The organism is Streptomyces sp. NPDC093591 (genome assembly GCF_044764885.1).
Lineage (GTDB): Bacteria > Actinomycetota > Actinomycetes > Streptomycetales > Streptomycetaceae > Streptomyces.
Map to the genome: position 1 here is coordinate 54,777 of NZ_JBIWIY010000004.1, position 22,448 is coordinate 77,224.

Below are 22,448 nucleotides of genomic sequence, written 5' to 3' on the forward strand. Positions count from 1 at the left end.
TCAACGCTCGTCACGGACGGGGGCCGGCCGGGCCGCGTGCCGAGCCGCGGGATTCGCCATGAGACGGCGCGGATCGGCGGCCCGGTCGATCGCCGACTCGACGGCGGCGACCCGGTCGGCGAGCAGGCCGAGGGCCGCGACCGCGCGGGCGAGCGCAGCGAGTTGGGGGTCCCCCCGGCCGAAGGTTGGGGGAGGGTCGTCCCCGGGGCCGCCGAGGGACTGCGTGCGGACGTACGCGGTCTTCACCTCGGCCCAGCGCACGACCTGCTCGGGCGTCAGCGTGCCGCGCAGTTCGGCCAGCTTCAGCAAGTTGGCCTCGGCCCCCGTGGTGAGGGTCTGGGCCTCGGCGGTGTAGTGGTCGTCGATGACGGCGGCGAGCTCGGCGTCGTTCATCACGGGCTGGATGCGCTGGGCGATCTTGTTCATGTTGCGGTAGGAGCCCTGGAGCTGGAAGGGCGGTTCGGTGCGGGTGGCGTCGGTCCGGGCGGCCGAAGCGATGTAGGCGGCGTTTACGGCCAGGACCGTGTCCCTGGCTGTGAGCAGGTGGCGCAGCACGGCCAGGATCCGCTCCAGTTCGGCGGGCCCGTATGCATGCGTAAGCCTGTCGGCCCGTGCTGTGGGGTCTGCCGCGAGCCGGATCAGCAGCTCCACGTCGGTGCGGTCGCGGCCGGCGAGCGGGGCGAGGGCCGGGTTCGCGGTGAGCGCGTTCTCGACGAAGCTGAGCGCGAAGGCGTCCTCCTTACCGGTGAGGACGTCGCCGAGGTTCCATACGTCGGCGCGGTTGGCGAGCATGTCGGGGACGCGGAAGCGGCTGCCGGACTCGGTGTAGGGGTTGCCGGCCATGCAGACCGCGAAGCGCTTGCCCCGCAGGTCGTAGGTGCGCGGCTCGCCGTTCCACACGCCGTCGATACGGCGGGTGGCGTCGCACAGCGGGATGAACTTCTGCAGCAGCTCGGGCGAGGTGTGCTGGATGTCGTCCAGGTAGAGGAGGATGTTGTTGCCCGCCTCCAACGCGAAGTTGATCTTCTCGATCTCCTGGCGAGCCGTGGCGTTCGGGGCCTGCGCGGGGTCGAGCGAGGAGACGGCGTGACCGAGTGCCGGGCCGCTGACCTTGACCAGGATCAGGCCGAGCCGGTCGGCGACGTACTCCATGAGGGTCGTCTTGCCGTAGCCGGGCGGGGAGATGAGCAGGAGCAGGCCGCCGGTGTCGGTGCGCTTGGTGTCGCCGGTGGTGCCGACCTGCTTGGCGAGGTTGTCGCCGATGAGCGGGAGGTACACCTCGTCGATGAGGCGGTTGCGGACGAAGGACGACATCACCCGCGGCCGGAACTCGTCCAGGCGCAGGCGGGCGCGCTCCGCGGTCACCAGTGAAGTGCGGCGGTGCTGGTAGGCGCGGTGGCCGGGGACGTCGCGAGTGCGGAACGCCCTTGTGCGGGCGAGGAGTTCGTCGACGCGGACCGTGAGGGTGTCCTCGGTGATGCGCGGGTGCGTGCCGAGCAGTCCCTCGACGGTCTCGGTCAGCGGTGCGTCGGACTCGTAGCGGGGCAGGTTCCGGCAGAGCTCGGCGGCCACCGCCTCGGACAGGTCGCCGGGCGTGATGTCCATGCCGGTGGAGGCGGCGTACGAAGACAGCCACGCCTCGGCCAACTGGTGCCGTGCGGCGAGGTCGTCGAAGGCGGCAAGGTCCTCGGCGTACCCCGAACCGTCCACCGTGCGGTGGAACTTGTCGAGCAGGGTGCGGGCACCGGTACTGAGGACGAAGCCGTCGGGGCCACTGGTCAGCTCGTCGAAGAGGTACGACGCCGAGGCCGCCGGGAGTCCTTCGGCTCCCTCGCTGCTTCGCCCGGACCAGGTGTCGATCGCCTCCGCCAGCTCCGCCTGGAGGTCGGCTGTCGCGGGTGCCAGGCCGAACGTGTCCCGCGCGCGGGCGAGCGAGACGGCGCGCCGCCGCCAGTCGGCACGGTCCTGGTCCGTCGTGCCGTGGGCCCAGAACATCTGGGCCGCCGCCCGCACGGCGGGCTGGTGGCGCAGAAGGCCCGCCGCCTCGTGCAGGCGGAGCAGCGCGGCGAGGATCAGAGCCGCGTCGTGGTCGTGCACCCCGCGCTCGTACCCCTCGTCGTACGCCTGCTCCGCGGCGTTGCGCACCAGCGCGGGGAGGTCTGCGTCGGCCAGGTGCTCGGGACCGAGCTCGTCCAGCAGCCGGGCGGCGAGGTGTTCGGCGCGGTAGACCTCGGGCGACTCGGAGGGCAGCGGCCGGTCCCAGTAGGGGCGGGTGGCGGCGAGGTCGGGGTCCGTGACCGGGGACCGGTAGTCCGTGCCGGTGAGCGCGAAGGCGAGGGTGTCGCCGTGCGGGACCAGGGTGAGGTCCAGGAGCTGGGTGTTCACGGCGAAGCGGTGGCGGCCCAGGCGGAGGGTGCGGCCGTCGTCGGCGTACAGGTCGGTGCGGTCGCGCAGGGCGCGGGACGCCTCCTGGCGGGCGGCCTTGAGACGGCCGTCCACCTCCTCCGCCCGTACCGTGTCGCCGAGTTCGCGCAGCTCGTCTGCGATGCGGCGGATCTTGGCGACCAGCGGGTCGGAGGTGAAGTACGTGGCGACGGCGTCGGCGTCGGCGAGCGTGGCGGCCCGGCGCGTGACGGTCTGCAGGACGCGGCCCGCCGAGTCTGCGAGCCGTTCGGCACGGCGGGCGCGGGCATCGGCGAGGCTCTGCTTGCGGGCGGAGAACGCCTCGTAGACCTCCGTGCGCTTGTCGGCCAGTTCGCCGAGGAAGTCGTCGTACTCCGCGAAGCGCGACTCCAGGTTCTCCAGCCGGACCAGTAGAACCGCCAGCTGCTCGTCGCACGCCTCGGGTGTGTCCGCCGCGGCCAGCGCGCCGGCGACCGCCTGACCGAGCAGCGCGAACTCGGCGGTGAACTCGGCGCGCCCCTCGCGGTCGAGCAGTGCGCGACGGCGGGCACCGAGCATGGCGCGGGCGCGGTTGACGCCGCCGAGCACCTCGGCTATGCGCTCCAGGATGGACGTACGGACCGTGGCGTCGCCGATGTCGAGGCCGGAGACGACGTCCGTGATCGTCCGCAGCCCGTCGGCCAGTTCGTCGAGCCTGGCGGTGACCGGCGCGGCCTCGGCGACGGTGGTGATCGCCTCGGCGTCGGTGACCAGCCGCTCGATGTCCTCGTGATGGCCGGCGAAGGCGTCGTCGCGGGCCAGGTGGTCGACGGCCCGCCGGCCGAAGGCGACGAGGTCCGCCTCAGTTTCGGTGGCGAGTTCGTCGATGCGGGCGGCGTCCGCGTACCGCATCTCCTTGAGGGTGAGCAAATGCCCCTGCGCGTGGCGCAGTTCGGTGAGTCCGGTCACCCAGGCGGCAGCGCTGCGCGGAGCCTCACCGCGCAGGCGGCGCACCACCGTGGCGATACGGGCCGCGGCCTCGCCGAACGCGTCGGCGGCCTGCCGGGTCAGTGCCTGGACCGTCTCGAACTCGGCCAGCACCTGTTCGGCCGTGGCCCGCACCTGCGTGAGCGGTGTACGCAGATCGCCCAGCTCCGGCCGGTCCAGCCAGTGGTGGCTGTCGGCGGCGCGGACGCAGGCGGCGGCCAGCGCCTCGTACACCTCGCTCGTCGGGATGGTCTCGGCGACGGAACGCGTGATGGACAGGCAGTCGGAGATGCCGCGGACGAGGTCGGCGTTGCCGACGCGGGCCAGCGGTCCGGTGCCGACGGGCTGGGCGGCGGCGTGGGTGTCGGAGACGTACGGCGAGTTCCACAGCTGGACCGGATGGACGCGCTGCGGCTCGTCGCTGTCGGCGCGCAGCACCATGAGGGTGCCGTCGTCGAAGAGTGCCCAGCCGTGGCAGAACAGCGGGGTGGCGGCCTCCTTGCGGATCATGTTGTACGGCAGGAGCAGACTGCGGCCCTCATCGCGCGCGTGGAAGGCGAACAGCACGTCCTCGCCGTTGGGTGAACGCACTTCGCGCTCGAACTCCAGGTCGCTCGCGTCGAGCTCGAACGTCTTGTACGCGCCCGTGGCGAGGTAGTAGCCGCCCGGGAACACGATGCCCTGGTCCTCGGGCAGCCGGCGGCACGCCTGCCGGATGCCGTCGAGGCGTACGACGGTCCTGGTGAGGGTGTTGAACACCAGGTACCGGTGCGTGTCCTCCTTGTACGGGCGGATCCGGAGAAGGATCAGAGCGCCCACCCGTGCGTGGGCGATGTCCGCGTCGGCGAGCGACTGCAGCGGCTCGGCGACCGGTTCGCTGTGAATCCCCTCTCCCGTCTCGGTGTCGTCCTCGGTCTTGACGGTCAGCGCCCCGCCGACGGTCGCGACGAAGACCTCGCCCTGGACGGAGACGTGCGGGTGGCGGCCCAGGACGTGGTCCTCGCGGGTCGTCCGGGTCCATACGACGTCGTGGGAGGGCGGAAGGACGTAGTCGCGTTCGCCGCGCGCGTCCAGGAAGGCAGGCCGGCCGTCGTCGGTGACCGCCCAGCGCAGTACGCGGATGTCCCCGGCCTTCTCACCGGTCTGGAACACGGCCAGCAGCTTGCCGTCGACGCGGCGCAGCTGGAGGAGACGAGCCTGCCTGTAGTAGCGGTACAGGGCCGCGAACTCCCGCACGAAGCCCGGGTCGTCCAGCAGGCCCGGCACCGCGTCCGCGGACAGCCGGTTCCCGTCGCGGTCGTGCAGCGCGAGGACATCGCCCACCGTGATCTCGGACTCGATCGCGAGCGCTGCGTTGTAGCCGAAGAGCAGTGTGTCCCCGACGGCGACGATGTCACGGGGCACGCATCCGTGCCCGGTCCGCAGCCGCTCACTGCCGGCCAGTTCCAGCCGCATCGCGCCGAACTCCTCGACGCGGCGGGCGTTGAGTGCCTCGGCGCGCCGAGCGAGTTCGGCGGCCTGCGCGGCGAGCCGGTCGCGCAGCACCTCGTATGTGCCGGTGTCGACGGCGTCGTGCGTCACCGGGTCCAGGCCGGTTGCCATGGATCGTGCATCCCTTCGAAGAAGTGCGGGCCGGAGCCGCCGTCCCCTGTGCGGCGGCTCCGGCACCGCGGCTCATCAGGCCCTGACGCTGCCGTTGAGGGCGGCGAGAGGAGTGTCGGCAAGGCCCAACTCCCCCGCTTTGTCGAGCAGTTGCTGCACCTGGCCGACGTTCGAACCGCCTGACTTCATCAGCTTCATCAACAGCGCGGACACGGTCAGGTTCTGTACATCGGCGGTGGAGACCGAGCCGAGGATCCGGCTCAGGTCGTCGGTGAAGTTCGCCGTGCCGTCCAGCCAGGGCTTCGCCAGCGCCTGGGCGGTCTCGGAGTGCTGGACGAATCCGTCGACGCTCTTGCCGAGCGCGATCGAGGAGACCAGCCGGTCGAAGAAGACGGAATCTCCGCCGACGATGTTGATGTCGGCGTTCTCCAGCCCGGTGGCCAGCACCGTGGCCTGCGCCTCGGCGACCTGCCGCTGCACCTCCAGGCCGGCCAGCCGGATGTCCTTCTCGGCCTCCAGCCGCAGCCGGTACTCCTCGTGCGTACGGGACGCCTCGTCCAGCGCAGCCATCGCCGCTGCCTTCTCGGTGAGACCCGCGGCCTCGGCCTTCAGCTTCTCGCCGATGGCCTCCGCCTCCGCGAGCGCCTTCGCCCGGGCACCCTCCGCCTCGGCCCGCATCCGCGCCTCGGTGGCCTCGGCCTCCGCACGGCCGGCCTTCTCGACGACCTCGGCCTCCTTGTCGCGGACCTGGACGACGGCCAGCCCCTCGGCGGCGGACTCCGCCTGGATGCCCTCGGCGAGCCGCAGCTTGGCCCGGGCGTCGAGGTCGGCGCTCTTCAACCGGGCCTCGGCGAGGGTGAGTTCCTCGGCGGCACGGTGCACGGCGGCCTGCTCGGCGGCCTCCGCCGCCTTGATGTCCTTGACCAGCTTCTCCTGCGCCTCCGCCTCGGCGGCGATGATCACGGCCTGCCGTCCCCGCTCCGCCTCCTCCACGGCCCGGAGCTTCTTGATGGACTCCTCCTGCTCGGCGACCGTGCGGTCGACGGCGACGCGCTCGCGGACGACCTCGGCGATCTCCCGCTTCTCCGCCTCGACCTCCTTGGCGGCGGCGATCCGGGTCAGCTCTGTCTCCCGCTCCCTGGCGATGACCTCCAGGAGGCGGTCCTTCTCAATGCGCTCGTTCTCGATGGCGATGACCCGCTCGCGGTTCTTCGCGGCGACGGCGACCTCACGCGCCTGGTTCTCCCGCTGGACGCCGAGCTGCTCCTCCGTGCGCAGGAACGCGCCCTGCGCCCGCAGCCGCTCCTCCTCCACGACCCGCGCGGTCTCGGCCTCCTCCCGCGCTCGTACGGTCTCGATCTCCCGCCGCTGCTTGATCTCCGCGTCGGTCTGCCGCCGCTCCAGCTCCAGGATGGCCTCGCGGGCGTCGACGTTCTGCCGGGTGATCTCCTTCTCCTCGGTGCGCTGCGCCTCGTTGGTGCGCACGTGCTCCACGGCCGTCAGCTCGGTGATCTTCCGGATGCCCTGGGCGTCCAGCACATTGTTGGGGTCGAGCTGGGAGAGCGGCGTCTGCTCCAGGTAGTCGATCGCCGCGTCCTCCAGGTGGTAGCCGTTCAGATCGACGCCGATGACCTCGATGATCCGGTACCGCAGCTCCTCGCGCTTGGTGTACAGGTCGGTGAAGTCCAGCTGCTTGCCGACGGTCTTCAGCGCCTCGGAGAACTTCGCGTGGAACAGCTCCTGCAGAGTGTCCCGGTCACTCGCCCGCGCTGTGCCGACGGCCTGGGCGACCTTGATGACGTCCTCCACGGTCTTGTTGACCCGTACGAAGAACGAGATGCGGATATCGGCGCGGATGTTGTCCCGGCAGATCAGCCCGTCCCGGCCGGTCCGCGTGATCTCGATGGTCTTCACCGAGATGTCCATCGTCTCGGCCTTGTGCAGCACCGGCAGCACGACCTGCCCGGTGAAGGTCACATCGACCTTCCGCATCTTGGAGACGATCAGCGCCTTGCCCTGCTCCACCTTGCGGAACAGCCGGGAGACGACGAGCAACATGACGAGCGCGATGAGCAGGCAGGCGCCTATGCCCACGGTGATGGCATTCATGACAGACGTCCTTGCAGAGAGACGTGAAAGTGCAGAAACGGGTGAGAAGTTGACGCCGGGGGCGCGGGATTCAGGCGGCGTGGCCGCGTCGATCGAGCCCCGGGTCGCAGCGGAGACCGCGGATCTCCTCGTAGACGGAGAGCGGGCCGGTAGCGCCCATGGGCAGGCGGTCGGCGCCACCCCGGTGGAGCGGGACCACGGCGGTGGAGCCGTCCCATGCGGACATCTCGACGTGTCCGGCCCCAGCATCCGACTGTCCGGCGAAGCCCGACGGGGACGGCCCGGGTTCGTCAGGCAATCGCCGGCGCAGAGGTCGTAGGCACCGACCGGTCAGCCGCCAGGCGACGCACACTGCCCCGAACGGCAACAGCAAGCAAGTCAGGATGCGGAGGACACCGGCCGGCACTGCCAGGCCCAACAACACGGCGGCACCGAGACTCAGCAACCAGGCGAACCCGGTCAACAGCGAGAACGCGACCGCGACCGGCACCCCGCCCATCCCCCAGGCGTCCAAGTCGACGTCGGCGTCGAAGCTGTCGGACGCTGCGGCGCCTACAGCGACCAGCAACCAGAAGACGACCACCACCACGAGGGCGGCCGTGAACAGGAGGGTGGGAAATCCGGCTGCGGCCACAAGAACCGTCCGCATCCCCTAACCCCCAGCCTGTGTCCGGGCACGGCTCTCCTTCAGGTCCCGATGCCGAGACACCTGCCGGTGTCCGGCATCGGGACCATCCGCCGTGCTCCCCTGCCGTCATCCTGCACGCTCCGAGAGCTTGGCCGCATTGCCGGATACCGGCAGTGTTCCAACGGGTCTGGATGCCGGGGACTGCTAAGAAGTCGTCACCGGAGCGTCAAGAGAACAGGGAACGTGTGACAGAGCGTCAGCGGGAGTCATCAGACAGTCGATGAGCCGACAGAAGGCCTCCGGAGGCTGGTCAGGGCCGGCATGCGGCTCGGCCAGCATCGTTTCCAGAACGTCGGCCACCCAACGGTGCCGGGTCGAGCCGTCGTGCACCCAGTCCGTGCCGAGTTCGGCAAAGAACTCGGTGATGTACATGCTGGAGCGGTAGGGGAAGTACCTCGGTTCGGAAGAGCTGTCAGGTTCGTCCGAACCCAGATTTCCACAAACCAGATCGCCAAGAGATTCAAGCGTTCTCCTTCTGAACTTCACGACCGAGTCCCCTCCCCCGTCGCCGCACCAAGTCGGCTGTACACGCGCCGTGCCAGCCCAGCAGCATCCGCGCACGTGCCCTTCGCTTCCGCAAGGTCGATACTGCCGATAACAGGGTTCCCACCGAACCGTCTCCGGCCAACACCCCGAAACCTGACGAGCCGTCATTCAAGTCAGCATCGAGTCGGCATCGGCACCGCCAGGACCCGCTTCCGACCGACACGTACCGCCAAGATCGACTACCGGCCTCACCCAGTCCGACCTGCAAAAACGCAGGTCATGAGCCCGTCTGTTAGCCTGGCCGGGAGGTACCCACGAGTATGCGTGACATTCTCCCGGTGATCGGCGGCTGGTACGCGGCCCGGGCGCCGTTCGGGCTCGCCATGGTGGTCTCCACCAGCCGCAGCGCCCCGCGCGATCCCGGGGCCGCCATGGCGGTGGGCCCCGACGACGAGGTGGTGGGCAGTGTGTCCGGCGGCTGTGTCGAGGGGGCCGTCTTCGAACTCGCGCGGGAGGTCGTGGCGAGCGGCGAGGCGCGGCTGGAGACCTTCGGGTACAGCGACGAGGACGCGTTCGCGGTGGGGCTCACCTGCGGCGGCGAGATCACCTTGCTGGTACGTCCCGTGACGGCCGTGTCGGATCCGTCCTTCGGCGAGGTCGCCGAGTCGGTCGCGGCGGCCCGGCCGGTGACCGTGGCGACGGTGACCGACGGACCCGCGCCGCGCGGAGCGACGCTCGCGGTGTGGCCGGACCGGGTCGCCGGGACGCTCGGCACGTCCGGCCTGGACGCGGCGGTCACCGCCGACGCGCGCGGCGAACTCGCTCTCGGCGCCACGTGCCTCAGGCACTACGGTCCGCACGGCGAGCGCCGCGAGGACACGGTCACCGTCTTCCTGCACTCCTTCGCGCCACCGCCCCGCATGCTGGTCTTCGGCGCGATCGACTACGCCGCCGCGGTCGCCCGCATCGGCGACTTCCTCGGCTACCGGGTCACCGTGTGCGACGCCCGCCCGGTCTTCGCCACGCCGAAACGCTTCCCGGACGGCGTCGAGGTGATCGTGGACTGGCCGCACCGCTACCTGAGCGGCACCGACACCGACGAGCGCACCGTGATCTGCGTGCTCACCCACGACCCGAAGTTCGACGTACCGCTGCTGGAGGAGGCACTGCGCCGCCCGGCGGCGTACATCGGGGCGATGGGCAGCCGTCGTACGCACGAGGACCGGATGCGTCGGCTGGCCGGAGCCGGGCTCGGCGAGGGCGAATTGGCCCGGCTGCGCTCTCCGGTCGGGCTCGACCTCGGGGCCCGTACGCCCGAGGAGGTCGCCGTGTCCGTCGCCGCCGAGATCGTCGCGCTGCGCTGGGGCGGCAGCGGCGCCCCGCTGACGGCGACCGCCGGCGCCATCCATCCGCACGGGACGCGAGTCCGCCCGCGGGGAGCGTGAGGGAGGAAGCCATGGAAGTCGCCGCGTGTCTCGGCACCAGCAGGTGGCTCGAAACCAGTAGGTGTGAAACCGGCGCGAAGGGGTAGTCACGGCACATCGGAGGCGTAACGGAGGCAACCGTGCCCCCGGAACGACGCCTCTGAGCGGGAAGGAGGTCCATGACAGCGCATTGCAATGACCGGGCCGCTTCCCCAAGCAGGAGCGGCCCGGTCCCTGTGAGGCGCGGCTCCTTTTGAGACGCGGCTCCTGTTGGTGCCGGCCGTCAGCGCGGCGGCAGCCGGTGCAGTTCCACGTCCGCGAGACGCCCCTCGGTCACGGTGGCGGTCATATAGGTGCAGTGGGGCTGGCGGCGGCGGTCAGTCGGCGAGCCGGGGTTGAGCAGCCGCAGCCCGGTCGGGGCGGTGGTGTCCCAGGGGATGTGGCTGTGCCCGAAGACCAGGACGTCGAGGTCGGGGAAGCGGGCGGCGCAGCGCGCCTCGCGGCCCTTCGCGGGGCCGGTCTCGTGGACCGCGCCGAAGCGCAGGCCGTCGAGCTCGACGTACGCCACCTCGGGCAGCCGGGCGCGCAGGTCCGGTCCGTCGTTGTTGCCGTGGACGCCGACGAGCCGGGCGCAGCGGTTCTCCAGCAGGTCGAGCGTGGCCATGTCGACCCAGTCCCCGGCGTGGAACACGACGTCGGCGCGCGGGAGTTCGGCGAGCAGCGGATCCGGCAGTGCCTTGGCGCGCTTGGGCAGGTGGGTGTCGGACATCAGCAGCAGGCGCACACCGTCAGGCTACCCGCGTGCGCGATCCGCCGGCCGGTTCCGCACGCGTGGTCGCGGTGGTTGATCGGTGGACAAATCCACGGGCAGGGTTAGCATTTGGCCACGAGCGCCGTAATCCGACGCAAACGCCCAGCGACCCTCAGGGGGGCTCGAAGCCCGATGCCGGTCAAGGTCAGCGTGGTCGTTCCCGTGTACAACCCGGGGATCTATGTCGAGGACTGCGTCGCCTCACTGCTCAGACAGTCGCTGCCGCCGGACGAGTACGAAGTGATCTTCGTCGACGACGGTTCCACCGACGACACACCCGCCCGGCTCGACGCGCTGGCCGCCGCGGATCCCCGGGTGAACGTCGTTCACCAGCCGAACTCCGGCTGGTCGGGCAAGCCCCGCAACGTCGGCATCGCCGCCGCCCGGGGCGAGTACGTGATGTTCGTGGACCACGACGACCACCTCGGCGACGAGGCCCTGGAGCGGATGTACGCCTATGGCGTGGCCAACGGCGCCGATGTCGTGGTCGGCAAGATGGCCGGCAAGGGCCGCGGGGTGCCGGTCGAGTTGTTCCGCCGCGACCACCCTCGCGCCACCGTCGAGAACGCGCCACTGATCGACAGCCTCACCCCGCACAAGATGTTCCGCCGCGCCTTCCTCGACGACATCGGCCTGCGCTTTCCCGAGGGCAGAAGGCGCCTCGAGGACCACGTCTTCGTCACCGAGGCCTACCTGCGCGCGAGCAACGTCTCGGTGCTCAGCGACTACGTCTGCTACTACCACGTCCGCCGGGACGACGCCTCGAACGCCGGCTTCCAGCGCTTCGACCCCGGCGGCTACTTCAAGAACCTGCGCGAGGCCCTGGACGTCGTCGAGCGCCACACCGAGCCGGGCCCGCTGCGCGACCGGCTGTTCCGCCGCTGGCTGCGGGTGGAGATGGTCGAGCGGATGCGCGGGCGGCGGTTCCTGGCCCTGCCGGCCGACTACCGCCGGGAGCTGTTCGACGAGATCCACCAGGTCGTCGTGGAGCGTTTCGGTCCCGGGGTGGCGGCGGGGCTGCAGCCCACGCAGCGGGTCGTGGCGGCGTTCATCGCCGCGGACCGGTTCGAGGACGTGGAGGCCTTCGCCGGCTGGGAGGCCGGTATCGCCCTGACGGCCGTTCCGGAGCGCGTGGAGTGGTCGGACGGCACACTGCGGATCGGCTTCACGGCCGAGTACACGTCCGGCGGCGAACCGATGACCTTCGCCGCCGATCCGTCGCGCACGGCGCTCGACGGGCCCCCGAAGGACCTCGCCGCGGCGATCGCCTGGGTGGGCGCCGACACCGTCGCCCGGTTCGGCAAGGCCGGCGCGGACCTGCTGCTGCGCGAGCGTTCCAGTGGCGCCCAGTACTTCCAGCCGGTGGAGTTCACCCGGGAAGAGATGCCGTGCGGGGACGACGGCCCGGTCCGGCTGGTGCTTCACGCGACCGCCGCCGCCGACCCCGCCACGCTCACGGGCGACGGTCTGTGGGACGCCTTCGTCCGCGTGAAGCTGGGCGGCTGGACCAAGGAGTGCCGCCTGGGCCCCGCCCCGCGCCAGGACCGCCCCGCCCCGCACGCCGGTGTCGTCGGCGGCCACGTGGTCCTGCCGTACTGGACCGCACCGCACGCGCACCTGGCCCTGGACGTGGACCGCGCGACCCACCGCCTCGGCCTCGGCGCCCTCGCCCCGGACGACGTCACGGTCTCGGGCGACCGGCTGCGCGCACCGCTCCCGCTGTACGTCCCCGGCCACGGCACCGAGGTATCCCTCCGGCTCACCTCGTCCGGCGGCGCCCAAGACGCCCCCGCCACGCTGTCCCCCGAGGGGTCCGGGGCGGTGCTGGAGGCCGTCCTGCCCGTCGGTGATCTGCGGGGCGGGACCTGGCGGACGGCGCTCGGGGCTCCCGGGCCGCGGTTCCTGACGCTGCCGCTCGCGCTGCGCGCCGGGGCCGACGGCGTCCACGTGGTGCGGGCTCCGCGCCCGGGTGCCGTACGACGGTTCGCCCGCAAGGTGCGACGCAGTCTCGGTACGGCCCTGCGACGGGCGGCGGCCCGCGTCAGGGCCCACAGGAGGTGACGGACGGCATGCGCCCCCTTGGCATCGAAGGGGCCTGGGCGCTCGAGCCCGAGGTGTTCCCGGACGACCGGGGCAGTTTCCACGAGTGGTACCGGGGCGAGGAGTTCCGCGAGGCCACCGGCTACGACCTGTCCCTGGCACAGGCCAACTGCTCGGTCTCCCGCCGGGGCGTCCTGCGCGGGGTGCACTTCTCGGACGTGCCGCCGGGCCAGGCCAAGTACGTCACCTGTGTGCGCGGCGCCGTCCTCGACGTGGTCGTCGACCTCCGCGCCGGCTCCCCCGCCTTCGGCCGCTGGGAGGCGGTGCGCCTCGACGACGACAGCCGGCGAGCGCTGTTCGTCGCGGAAGGCCTCGGGCACGCCTTCATGGCGCTCACCGACGACGCCACCGTGATGTACCTGTGCTCGACCGGCTACGCTCCGGAGCGCGAGCACGGGGTGCACCCGCTCGACCCCGAGCTGGGCATCGCCTGGCCCGAGGACATCCCGCCGGTGCTCTCGGCGAAGGACGCGCGGGCACCGTCGCTGGCCGAGGCCGAACGGGCGGGGCTGCTCCCCTCGTACAAGGCCTGCACCACCCACTACGAGCGGTTGCGCAACGGACGGTCCGGAGGCAGCTGACGGTTCTGCTACGCCCCGAAGCCTCCGGTCACTCCTTCGACCGCCTTCCGCAACGGCTCCCACCCCCGCGACCGCCCGACCCCCAGTCCGCGAGCCCGCGCCAACGCCCGCCAGAAGCCCGCCCCGAGCAACTCCTCCGGCGCCACGGCCCCCGCACGGTCCAGGATCGTCTCAGGCACTTTCTGCGGATCGGGCACCTTGTACTCGGCCACGATCTCGTCGTACCGGTCCCGCAGCACCCTGTTACGAGGATCCGCGCCGAACACCACGAGCTGGCCGGTCGGCTGGGTATCGACGAGAACGGTCACCAGATCAGGACGATGGCGCCCCAGAATCTCGGCGATCTTGTACACGTCACCGGTCCACGCCCCGGTGTGCCGGTCCCGCGCCGCCTCGTCGACGTTGCGCGGCAGCATGTCGTCGAAGACGATCACGCTGGTCCAGTCGGAGTGCCGCTCGATGTTCATGAAGTCCCGCAGCGCGTACTCGAACAGGTGCATGCCGTCGATGAACGACAGGTCGAGCACGGTCCGGCGCCAGTACCCCAGCGGGCTGCGCCCGCGGCGCAGGTTGCGCAGGGGATGGCGGCCGCCCTTGAGGTGGATCAGCGGGTTGTCGCGGGCGAAGAAGTCGTCGCTGGTGGCCTTGACCAGGTGGACGTCGCAGCGGATCTCCGTGACGACCTTGAAGGCGGGGTCGACGGCGATGGTGGGGACGCGGGAGAGTCTGAGGCTGCGGCCGTCGTTGACGCCGATCTCCAGGTAGTTGCGGTTGCCGCTGACCTTGTGCAGCTCCTTCAGGAACTCATGGCGTTTCACGAAGGGTCTCCTTGCGGATCCGGGGCAGTGCTTCGTGCAGGGCGGTGCGCCAGTCCCGCGCTCGCGTGAGGCCGAGCCGCTGCCTGCGGCCCTGCGCGAGGACGCTGTACGCGGGACGGGGTGCGGGCCGGGGGAAGGCCGCGCTGGTGACGGGGTGCACCCGCTCGGGGTCGGCGCCGAGGAGCCGGAAGACCTCGCGGGCCAGGTCGTACCAGGTGGCCTCGCCGGAGTCGGTGGCGTGGATGATGCCGGTGGCGTCGACGCCGACGCGCGGGCCGAGGCCGGCGATGAGCGTGGCGACGTCGGCGCTCCAGGTGGGCTGGCCACGCTGGTCGTTCACGACGTCGACGGTGTCCCGGCTCCCTTCGAGCTCGATCATCGTCCGGACGAAGCTGCGGCCGTGGACGCCGTACAGCCAGGCGGTGCGCACGATGGCGCTCGCAGCGGGGAGTTCGTCCAGTACGGCCCGTTCGCCGGCGAGTTTGGTGCGGCCGTAGGCGGTGTTCGGGGCGGTGGGGTGGTTCTCCGCATAAGGGGTCCGGGCGTCGCCGGCGAAGACGTAGTCGGTGGAGACGTGGATCAGGCGGGCCTCGTACGTGGTGCAGGTGTGGGCCAGGAGGCCCGGGCCGTCGCCGTTGACGCGCAGGGCCCGTTCCTCGTCCTTCTCGGCGTCGTCGACGGACGTGTACGCGGCGCAGTTGACGACCACCTCGGGACGGTGCGCGGCGAGGGCGCGGTCGACGGCGTCGGGGCTGGTGACGTCGAGGGCACGGTGGTCGAGGCCGGTCACCTGCTCGCCGCGCGCGCGGAGTTCCTCGACCACGTCGCGGCCGAGCATGCCGCCCGCGCCGGTGACCAGCCACCTCATCCGTGCTCCTGACCGGCGCGGCGTTTGAGGGGTTCCCACCAGGCGCGGTGGTCGCGGTACCAGGCGACGGTGTCGGCGAGGCCCGAGGCGAAGTCGTGGCGGGGCCGGTAGCCGAGTTCGGTGCGGGCCTTGGTCCAGTCGACGGAGTAGCGCAGGTCGTGGCCCTTGCGGTCCTCGACGCGGCGCACCCGGTCCCAGTCGGCGCCGCAGGCCTTCAGGAGCAGGGCGGTGAGGTCCTTGTTGCTCAACTCGGTGCCGCCGCCGAGGTTGTAGACCTCGCCGGGGCGGCCCTTGGTGCGGACGAGTTCGATGCCGTGGCAGTGGTCGTCGACGTGCAGCCAGTCGCGGACGTTGAGGCCCTCGCCGTAGAGCGGGACCCGCTCGCCGTCGAGGAGGTTGGTGACGAACAGCGGGACGACCTTCTCGGGGAACTGGTGCGGCCCGTAGTTGTTGGAGCAGCGGGTGACGCGGACGTCGAGGCCGTGGGTGCGGTGGCAGGCGAGGGCGAGCAGATCGGAGGAGGCCTTCGAGGCGGAGTACGGCGAGCTGGGGCGCAGAAGGTCCTCCTCGGTGGCGGAGCCCGTCTCGACGGAGCCGTAGACCTCGTCCGTCGAGATGTGCACGAAGGGTTCGACGCCGTAGCGCAGGGCCGCGTCCAGGAGGGTCTGGGTGCCGAGCACGTTGGTGAGGACGAAGTCGCCGGCGCCGGCGATCGAGCGGTCGACATGGGATTCGGCGGCGAAGTGCACCACCTGGTCCGCCTCGGCCATCAGCTTGTCGACCAGTTCGGCGTCCCGGATGTCGCCGCGCACGAACTCCAGCCGGGGGTGGTCGAGTTCGAGGTTGTCCAGGGTGCCTGCGTAGGTCAGCTTGTCCAACACCGTGATCCGGGGCGCCTCGGGGGCGTCGCGGGCGAGCAGCGTGCGGACGTAGGTCGAGCCGATGAAGCCGGCGGCGCCGGTGACGAGAAGGTTCATGTGTGGATCTGCACCTTGCTGTGGTCTCCGAGGACGAGTCGGTGGGCGCTGGGGACGCTGGGCGCGGGGGTGACCTCGACGTGCCGGCCGATGAGGGAGGACTCGATCCGGCCCACCCCGTCGATCGAGGAGTCCCGCAGCACGATGGAGAACTCCAACTCGCTGTCGGTGATACGGCAGCCCTCCGCGATGGAGGTGAAGGGGCCGACGTAGGAGTCCTCGACGATCGTGCCCGCGCCGACGACTGCGGGGCCGACTATGCGCGAGTTGACGATGCGCGCCCCTTCCTCGACGACCACCCGGCCGATGGTCTCCGACGCGTCGTCCACGTCACCGTCGATGCGACGCGCGAGGCTCTCCAGGACGGTCCGGTTGACCTCCAGCATGTCGGTGACGTTGCCGGTGTCCTTCCAGTAGCCCTTGATGACCGTGCAGCGCACGTCGGCGCGGGCGTCGATCAGGTGCTGGAGGGCGTGGGTGATCTCCAACTCGCCGCGCCAGGAGGGGGTGATGGCGCGGACGGCGTCATGGATCACCGGTGTGAACAGGTAGACACCGACCAGGGCGAGGTCGCTCTTGGGGTGCTCCGGTTTCTCCTCCAGGCCGATCACCTGTCCCGCGTCGTCGAGTTCGGCGACACCGAAGGAGCGCGGGTCCTGGACGCGGGTGAGCAGGATCTGGGCGTCGGGGCGGTTGCCGCGGAACTCCTCGACGAGGTCGGTGATTCCGCCGACGATGAAGTTGTCGCCGAGGTACATCACGAAGTCGTCGTCGCCGAGGTAGTCGCGGGCGATGAGGACGGCGTGGGCCAGTCCCAGCGGCCGTTCCTGAGGGATGTAGGTGATCTCCAGACCGAACTTGGAGCCGTCACCGACCGCGTCCCGGATCTCCTCGGCGGTGTCACCGACGATCACGCCGACGTCGGTGATGCCGGCCGCGGCGATGGATTCAAGCCCGTAGAAGAGCACGGCCTTATTGGCCACCGGCACGAGCTGTTTGGCCGAAGTGTGCGTGATCGGCCTCAAGCGCGTACCGGCGCCACCGGACAGCACGAGAGCCTTCATCTGCTTCACCTTAGCCCCGATTCCGCCGATTTGACGGTGCCGGGATTGGCTTGTTCGCAACTTCCGGGCCGCCGGGCGTGCATCGGGATCCGGCCTCACCCGCCCAGGGCGATCTCGCTCCACACCTGTTTTCCGCCACTGACCGGCACCGTTCCCCAGGTCGCCGACACGGCCTCGACCAGGAGGATGCCGCGGCCGCCGGTGGCCTCCCAGCTGATGCCGGCCGGTTTGACCGGCGTGCGGGGTGAGGCGTCGGCGACCGCCACGCGCAGCCGGCGATTGATGAGGGTGAGGTCGAGGCGGACCCGGCCGTCGGTGTGCACGAGTGCGTTGGTGACGAGTTCCGAGACGACGAGCAGAGCGGCGTCCATGTCCTGCGGCGGCAGCCCCCAGGTGCGCAGGGTGCGCCGGGTGAAGCGGCGGGCGTGGCCGACGGCCTGCGGGACGCGCCAGACCGTCCAGCTCTCGCGCAGCGGGCGCACCGCCATGCCGTCGTAGCGCATGAGGAGCAGGGCGATGTCGTCGCTGCGGCGGGCTCCCACGAGCAGGGTGTCGGCGAGGAGCCCGAGGTGGGCGGGGTCGGAGCGGGCGAGGTCATGGGCGAACCGGTCCATTCCGGCGTCGATGTCGGCGTCGGGGGACTCGACGAGGCCGTCGGTGGTGAGGGCGACCACGGTGCCGCGCCGGAGGCTGAGCGGGCTCATCGGGAAGTCGGCCTGCCGCATCACTCCGAGCGGGGGTCCGCCCTCGGCCTCGGCGATCTCCGTGCTGCCGTCGGGGTGGCGCAGCACCGGCGGGAGGTGTCCGGCGCGCACGCACCAGGCGGAGCCCTCCTCCAGGTCGACGTCGACGTAGGCGCAGGTGGCGAAGAGGTCGGTCTCCATGTCCATGAGGAGGCGGTTGGCGTGGTGGACCACCACGTCCGGCGGGTGCCCCTCGGCGGCGTAGGCGCGCAGGGCGGTGCGCATCTGGCCCATGAGGGTGGCGGCGGCCGCGCTGTGGCCCTGGACGTCGCCGATGACGAGGGCCACGTGGTGGTCGGGCAGTGGGATCACGTCGTACCAGTCGCCGCCGACCTCCAGCCCGGCCGTGGTCGGCAGATAGCGGGCGACGGCCTCCGCGCCGGGCAGCCGGGGCAGGCGGCGGGGCAGCAGCTGGCGCTGGAGCATGCCGACGAGTTCGTGTTCGGCGTCGAAGGCGTGGGCGCGCGACAGGGCCTGCCCCGCGAGGCCGGCGGAGGCGGTGAGCAGGGCGCGTTCGTCGGCGCCGAAGTCGTGCGGGGCGTCCCAGCCGATCAGACAGGCGCCGGCCATGCGGCCCCCGGCGGGCAGGGGCAGGACGGCGAGGCCGCCGGGGCCGACGTCGGCGAGGGCCGGTTCCAGCGCACTGCCGGCGGGCCAGATCCGGGCGCGGCCCTCGCGCAGGGCGGCGGCGAGGGTGGGCATGGCGCGCACGGGCGCGTCGGGCCATTCGGTGCGCCACTCCAGGCGCCACAGCTCCGGCCACGACTCGGGTTCGGGCGGGTCGAGGACGGTGACGACGAGGCGGTCGTTCTCCAGCTCGGCGAGTGCGATGCGGTCGGCGCGCAGCGGCCCCCGCAGGGCGGTGACCACGGCATGGCTGACGTCCCGGACCGTGCCGGCGGTGGCGAGGGCGGCGGCGAGACGCTGGACGCGGGCCACGTCGGTGACCTCGGCGCGCAGGGTGGAGGTGTCGGCGACGGTGCCGACGAGGCGGGCCGGGTTGCCCTCGCCGCCGGGCAGGAGCCGGCCGCGCAGCCTGAGCCACTTGGGCGGTCCGGTGGGCTGCAGGACCCGGAACTCCAGCTCGCGTTCACCGATGGACATGTGGCCGGCCTCGACGACGGACATCAGCGACGGCAGGTCCTCCGGGACGGTCAGGCCCAGCAGGGTCTCCACCTTGCCGTCGAAGTCGTCCGGGCCGAGGCCGAACAGCTCCAGGATGTCGTCGCCGACCTCGACGCGGCCGCTGTCCATGGCGAGGCTGAACGCGCCGGCCGGCAGCTCGCCGCCCTCGGCGGTCGCGGGCAGGGCGGGAAACGCGACGGCCTCGGCGACCAGCTCCAGGCACCCGCGGTCCTCTCTGTCGAAGCCGCCCGGGCTCTCGCTCACGGCCACCACACAGCCGCCGCCGTCGTCGCCGTGGGCAGGCAGGACGGCCAGGTGGAAGTCCCGCGACGGCGCCCGCCGGGACTCCGCGGAGTCGGCGAGCTCCCGCGGGGTGAGCCACACGGAGCGGCCGGTGCGGTGGGCGTCGGCGACCGGGGACCGTCCGGCCAGGGCGTAGCCGTCGCGCAGCCCGTACAGGGCCCGGGGCACGCCCACGGACTCGATCAGGCACAGCAGCTCGCCGTCCTCACTCGGCGTGTACACGGCGGCGAAGGCGGCTCCGGCGAAGACGAGCGCCTGCTCCAGGACCCGGCGCAGCCGCTCGGGCGAGTCCGGCTCGACGGCAAGCGCCTTCAGGGCACCTTCGGCGCGCAGAGTCCTCGTCCTGCGTCCCGCGGCGCCCTCGTTGACCACGTCCGCCATTACAGCGCTTATGAGACACCTGCGCAGCCCCTGTGACGGTTCGATGGAACGTCGACGAGGGCCGCGATCGAAATCCTCCGAACAGTTCTTGACGCATGCGTTCCGCACGGTGATCTCGTGACAGGCATGACTGTCCGTGCCCGCCCGGCCGCTGAAAGTCTCGGCGTCGGGCCACGGAGGGGGACGCATGGACAAGCGGTACGAGGTGTACGCGCTCGCCGACCGGCACTTCTACGAGACGCCCGAGCGCATGCCGGCGCAGTCGCCGGGCACCGGGCTCGGCTACGAGCCGGCCCGGCGCGAGGTGCCGGAGGGCTGGGACGCGGCGCGGATCGGTGACTGGCTGACGCTCACGCCGCTCGACGCGGACGGAAAGCCGGTGCCGGGCCCGGCCCAGGGCTGGAAGATCCATGCCTCGGCCACCCGGGCCAACGCGGAGCGGATCGCCGCGATCGTGTGGGACTACTGCGTCCCGCGGCGCATCCCGTTCAAGTTCGTGCCCGGTCCGCATCTGCTGCATCTGCGCAACACCAAGTACGCGGCCCGCGACACCAGCGGCAAGTTCGTCACGATCTACCCCACCGACGAGGAACAGCTGCACGTCGTGCTGCGCGAGCTCGGCAAGCTCCTGGAGGGCTTCGAGGGGCCGTACATCCTCACCGATCTGCGGTGGTACGACGGCCCGCTGTACGTCCGCTACGGCGCGTTCGCCCGCGCCTTCGTCGTCGACGAGCGCGGCTCGCTCGTGCCGGCGGTGGTGGACGGCGAGGGCAAGCGGGTGCCGGACCGGCGGGCGCCGTCCTTCCAGGTGCCGGAGTGGGTGACGCTGCCGGCGTTCCTGGAGCCGCATCTGACGGCACGCAACACCACGACGGTGGGCGAGCTGCCGTACCGCATCGAGAAGGCACTGCACTTCTCCAACGGCGGCGGGGTGTACGCGGGCACCGACACCCGGGACGGGCGCAAGGTCGTGCTGAAGGAGGGGCGGCCGCACGCGGGGCTGGCCGCCGACGGGGCGGACGCGATCGCCCGGCTGGAGCGGGAGAAGGCGGCCCTGGAGCAGGTGGCGGGGACGGGCGTGGTGCCGGAGGTGCGGGACTGGTTCACGCTCGGCGACCACCGGTTCCTGGTCATGGACTTCCTTCAGGGGCGCCCGCTGAACTCGTTCTTCGCCGAGCGGCATCCGCTGCTCACCCCGGACCCCGACCCGGAGGCGGTGGCGCAGTACACGGCGTGGGCGGTGCGCATCCACGGGGCGGTGGAGCGGGCGGTTCAGGCGGTGCACGCGCGCGGGATCGTCTTCAACGACCTGCACGTCTTCAACATCATGGTCGGCCCCGACGAGGAGTCGGTGTCCCTGCTCGACTTCGAGGCGGCGGCGCCGGTGGAGGAGAACGGCCGGCAGGTGGTCGCCCACCCCGGCTTCTTCGCCCCGCCGGACCGCAAGGGCATCGACGTCGACCGCTATGCGCTGGCCTGTCTGCGGCTCGCCCTGTTCCTGCCGGTCACCACGCTGTTCGTGGTGGACCGGGGGAAGGCGGCCCACCTGGCGGAGGTGATCCTCCGTCAGTTCCCGGACGTGCCGAAGGAGTTCCTCGACGAGGCGGTCGCGGAGATCACCCGGGACACCACCGTGCGCGCGCCGTCCTTCGTCGAACCGGGCGACTGGCCGTACAGCCGCGACTCCATGGTCAAGGCACTGCTCGCCTCGGCCACCCCGGAGCGCGACGACCGGCTCTTCCCCGGCGACATCACACAGTTCAACGACGGCGGCGGCCTCGGGCTCGCGCACGGCGCGGCCGGCGTGCTGTACGCGCTGGACGCGGTCGGCGCCGAGCGGTACGAGGAGGGCGAGCGCTGGCTGCTGGCCCGGACAGCGCCGCCGCCGACGGGCACACCGCTGGGGCTGTACGACGGTCTCGCGGGCGTCGCCCACGTCCTGGACCGGCTCGGTCACCGGCAGCGTGCCCTCGACCTGGTCGAGCGCGTCCTCGCGGAACGGTGGCAGAACCTCTCCTCCGACCTGCACGGCGGCCTGGCCGGACTCGGGCTGGTCCTCGGTGAACTGGCCCGCACGACCGGCGAGTCGGAGCTGCGGGACCGTGCCGCCGAGGTCGCCGACATCCTCGTACGACGACTCGCGCAGCCCCTCGCGGACACCCCGAAGCGACGCCGGGCCGGGCTGCTGCGCGGGGCGACCGGTCCCGCGCTGTTCCTGCTGCGGCAGTACGAACGCACCGGTGAGCCCCTGCTGTTGCGGGCCGCCGAAGTGGCGCTGCGCCGGGACCTGGACTGTTGCCTGACGCACCCGACCGGCTCGCTGGAGGTGGACGAGGGCTGGCGGACGCTGCCCTACCTCGGTGAGGGCAGCGCGGGCATCGGGATGGTCCTGGACGACTACCTCACCCACGGCACCGACAGCGACGGGGAGTTCGAGCGGGCCCGCACCGGGATCCTGACCGCGGCCACCAGCCGCTTCTATGTGCAGCCCGGTCTCTTCCAGGGCCGCGCCGGGATGATCCTGCACCTCGCCCGCACGGACACGCCCGGCGCGAGCGGGCGGCGGCTCGCCGAGCAGATCGACGGGCTCGGCTGGTTCTCGATGGACTACCAGGGCCTACTGGCCTTCCCCGGCCACCAGATGATGCGGCTGTCGATGGACCTGGGCACCGGAACGGCAGGGTGCCTGCTCGTGCTCGGCGCGGCCCACGCGGCCCCCGGCGATCCGGCCACCCCACATCTGCCGTTCCTGCCGCCGCTCGGGCGGCCCACAGAACGCGGTTCCGCGACCTGACGGAGCCGTGACACAACCCGTCCCCACGGGTGGACGACACCGATAGGAAGGAAGACGACATGGCACTTCTCGACCTGCAGGCGATGGAGTCCGACGAGCACACGGGCGGCGGCGGCGCCAGCACGCTCAGCCTGCTGTCCTGCGTCAGCGCGGCAAGCCTGACGCTCTGTCTCTGACGATCATCGTGCGCCCATGACTCCGGGCG

Annotated in this window: 15 protein-coding genes; 5 read left to right on the plus strand and 10 right to left on the minus strand. The window is 71.6% G+C overall.

All coding sequences use genetic code 11. The annotated features are described in order from the left end of the window. From ACIREI_RS09710 to ACIREI_RS09725, 4 genes are all read right to left on the minus strand, one after another. Entirely contained in the window at positions 1-4,971 is a 4,971-nt protein-coding gene (locus ACIREI_RS09710; RefSeq protein ID WP_403329620.1) for a DNA repair ATPase, read from the minus strand. A 75-nt stretch (positions 4,972-5,046) separates the two neighbouring features. Beyond that, positions 5,047-7,080, minus strand: coding sequence for a flotillin family protein (locus ACIREI_RS09715; RefSeq protein ID WP_403329623.1), 2,034 nt, complete (start codon positions 7,078-7,080; stop codon positions 5,047-5,049). Between the two features lie 70 nt (positions 7,081-7,150). Continuing rightward, complete coding sequence (locus tag ACIREI_RS09720; RefSeq protein ID WP_403329626.1) at positions 7,151-7,729, minus strand: hypothetical protein; 579 nt, start codon at positions 7,727-7,729, stop codon at positions 7,151-7,153. A gap of 183 nt (positions 7,730-7,912) precedes the next feature. Further along, positions 7,913-8,140, minus strand: coding sequence for a hypothetical protein (locus tag ACIREI_RS09725; RefSeq protein ID WP_403329628.1), 228 nt, complete (start codon positions 8,138-8,140; stop codon positions 7,913-7,915). A gap of 434 nt (positions 8,141-8,574) precedes the next feature. Between ACIREI_RS09725 and ACIREI_RS09730 the strand changes: the two genes are divergently transcribed. Then, complete coding sequence (locus tag ACIREI_RS09730; protein ID WP_403329631.1) at positions 8,575-9,699, plus strand: XdhC family protein; 1,125 nt, start codon at positions 8,575-8,577, stop codon at positions 9,697-9,699. 262 nt (positions 9,700-9,961) lie between these two features. Here the strand turns inward: ACIREI_RS09730 and ACIREI_RS09735 are convergent, their stop codons facing one another. Beyond that, positions 9,962-10,462 carry a metallophosphoesterase family protein gene (locus ACIREI_RS09735; protein ID WP_403329633.1) on the minus strand — a complete coding sequence of 167 codons (501 nt, stop codon included), beginning with the start codon at positions 10,460-10,462 and terminating at the stop codon, positions 9,962-9,964. A 159-nt stretch (positions 10,463-10,621) separates the two neighbouring features. On the opposite strand from ACIREI_RS09735, the gene ACIREI_RS09740 reads away from it, so the two are divergent. Beyond that, a complete protein-coding gene (locus tag ACIREI_RS09740; protein ID WP_403329636.1) occupies positions 10,622-12,550 on the plus strand; it encodes a glycosyltransferase family 2 protein in 1,929 nt (642 codons plus the stop codon). Between the two features lie 8 nt (positions 12,551-12,558). Then, positions 12,559-13,170 carry a dTDP-4-dehydrorhamnose 3,5-epimerase gene (gene rfbC, locus ACIREI_RS09745; protein ID WP_403329639.1) on the plus strand — a complete coding sequence of 204 codons (612 nt, stop codon included), beginning with the start codon at positions 12,559-12,561 and terminating at the stop codon, positions 13,168-13,170. Between the two features lie 8 nt (positions 13,171-13,178). On the opposite strand, the gene ACIREI_RS09750 is transcribed toward rfbC, so the two are convergent. From ACIREI_RS09750 to ACIREI_RS09770, 5 genes are all read right to left on the minus strand, one after another. Beyond that, positions 13,179-13,988 carry a class I SAM-dependent methyltransferase gene (locus tag ACIREI_RS09750; RefSeq protein ID WP_403329641.1) on the minus strand — a complete coding sequence of 270 codons (810 nt, stop codon included), beginning with the start codon at positions 13,986-13,988 and terminating at the stop codon, positions 13,179-13,181. Next, on the minus strand, positions 13,975-14,856 hold the full coding sequence (rfbD, locus tag ACIREI_RS09755) for a dTDP-4-dehydrorhamnose reductase (RefSeq protein WP_403329644.1): 882 nt from the start codon (positions 14,854-14,856) through the stop codon (positions 13,975-13,977). The genes ACIREI_RS09750 and rfbD overlap by 14 nt, the downstream gene beginning before the upstream one ends. Next, a complete protein-coding gene (rfbB, locus tag ACIREI_RS09760; RefSeq protein ID WP_403329647.1) occupies positions 14,853-15,833 on the minus strand; it encodes a dTDP-glucose 4,6-dehydratase in 981 nt (326 codons plus the stop codon). The genes rfbD and rfbB overlap by 4 nt, the downstream gene beginning before the upstream one ends. After that, positions 15,830-16,897 carry a glucose-1-phosphate thymidylyltransferase gene (locus ACIREI_RS09765; protein WP_403329650.1) on the minus strand — a complete coding sequence of 356 codons (1,068 nt, stop codon included), beginning with the start codon at positions 16,895-16,897 and terminating at the stop codon, positions 15,830-15,832. The genes rfbB and ACIREI_RS09765 overlap by 4 nt, the downstream gene beginning before the upstream one ends. 95 nt (positions 16,898-16,992) lie before the next feature. After that, positions 16,993-19,449, minus strand: coding sequence for a SpoIIE family protein phosphatase (locus ACIREI_RS09770; RefSeq protein WP_403329653.1), 2,457 nt, complete (start codon positions 19,447-19,449; stop codon positions 16,993-16,995). 187 nt (positions 19,450-19,636) lie between these two features. On the opposite strand from ACIREI_RS09770, the gene lanKC reads away from it, so the two are divergent. Beyond that, positions 19,637-22,243: a class III lanthionine synthetase LanKC gene (lanKC, locus tag ACIREI_RS09775; RefSeq protein WP_403329656.1), complete on the plus strand. Its 2,607-nt coding sequence runs from the start codon at positions 19,637-19,639 to the stop codon at positions 22,241-22,243. Between the two features lie 59 nt (positions 22,244-22,302). After that, positions 22,303-22,419 carry a SapB/AmfS family lanthipeptide gene (locus tag ACIREI_RS09780; protein WP_019759682.1) on the plus strand — a complete coding sequence of 39 codons (117 nt, stop codon included), beginning with the start codon at positions 22,303-22,305 and terminating at the stop codon, positions 22,417-22,419. Positions 22,420-22,448: the final 29 nt, after the last annotated feature.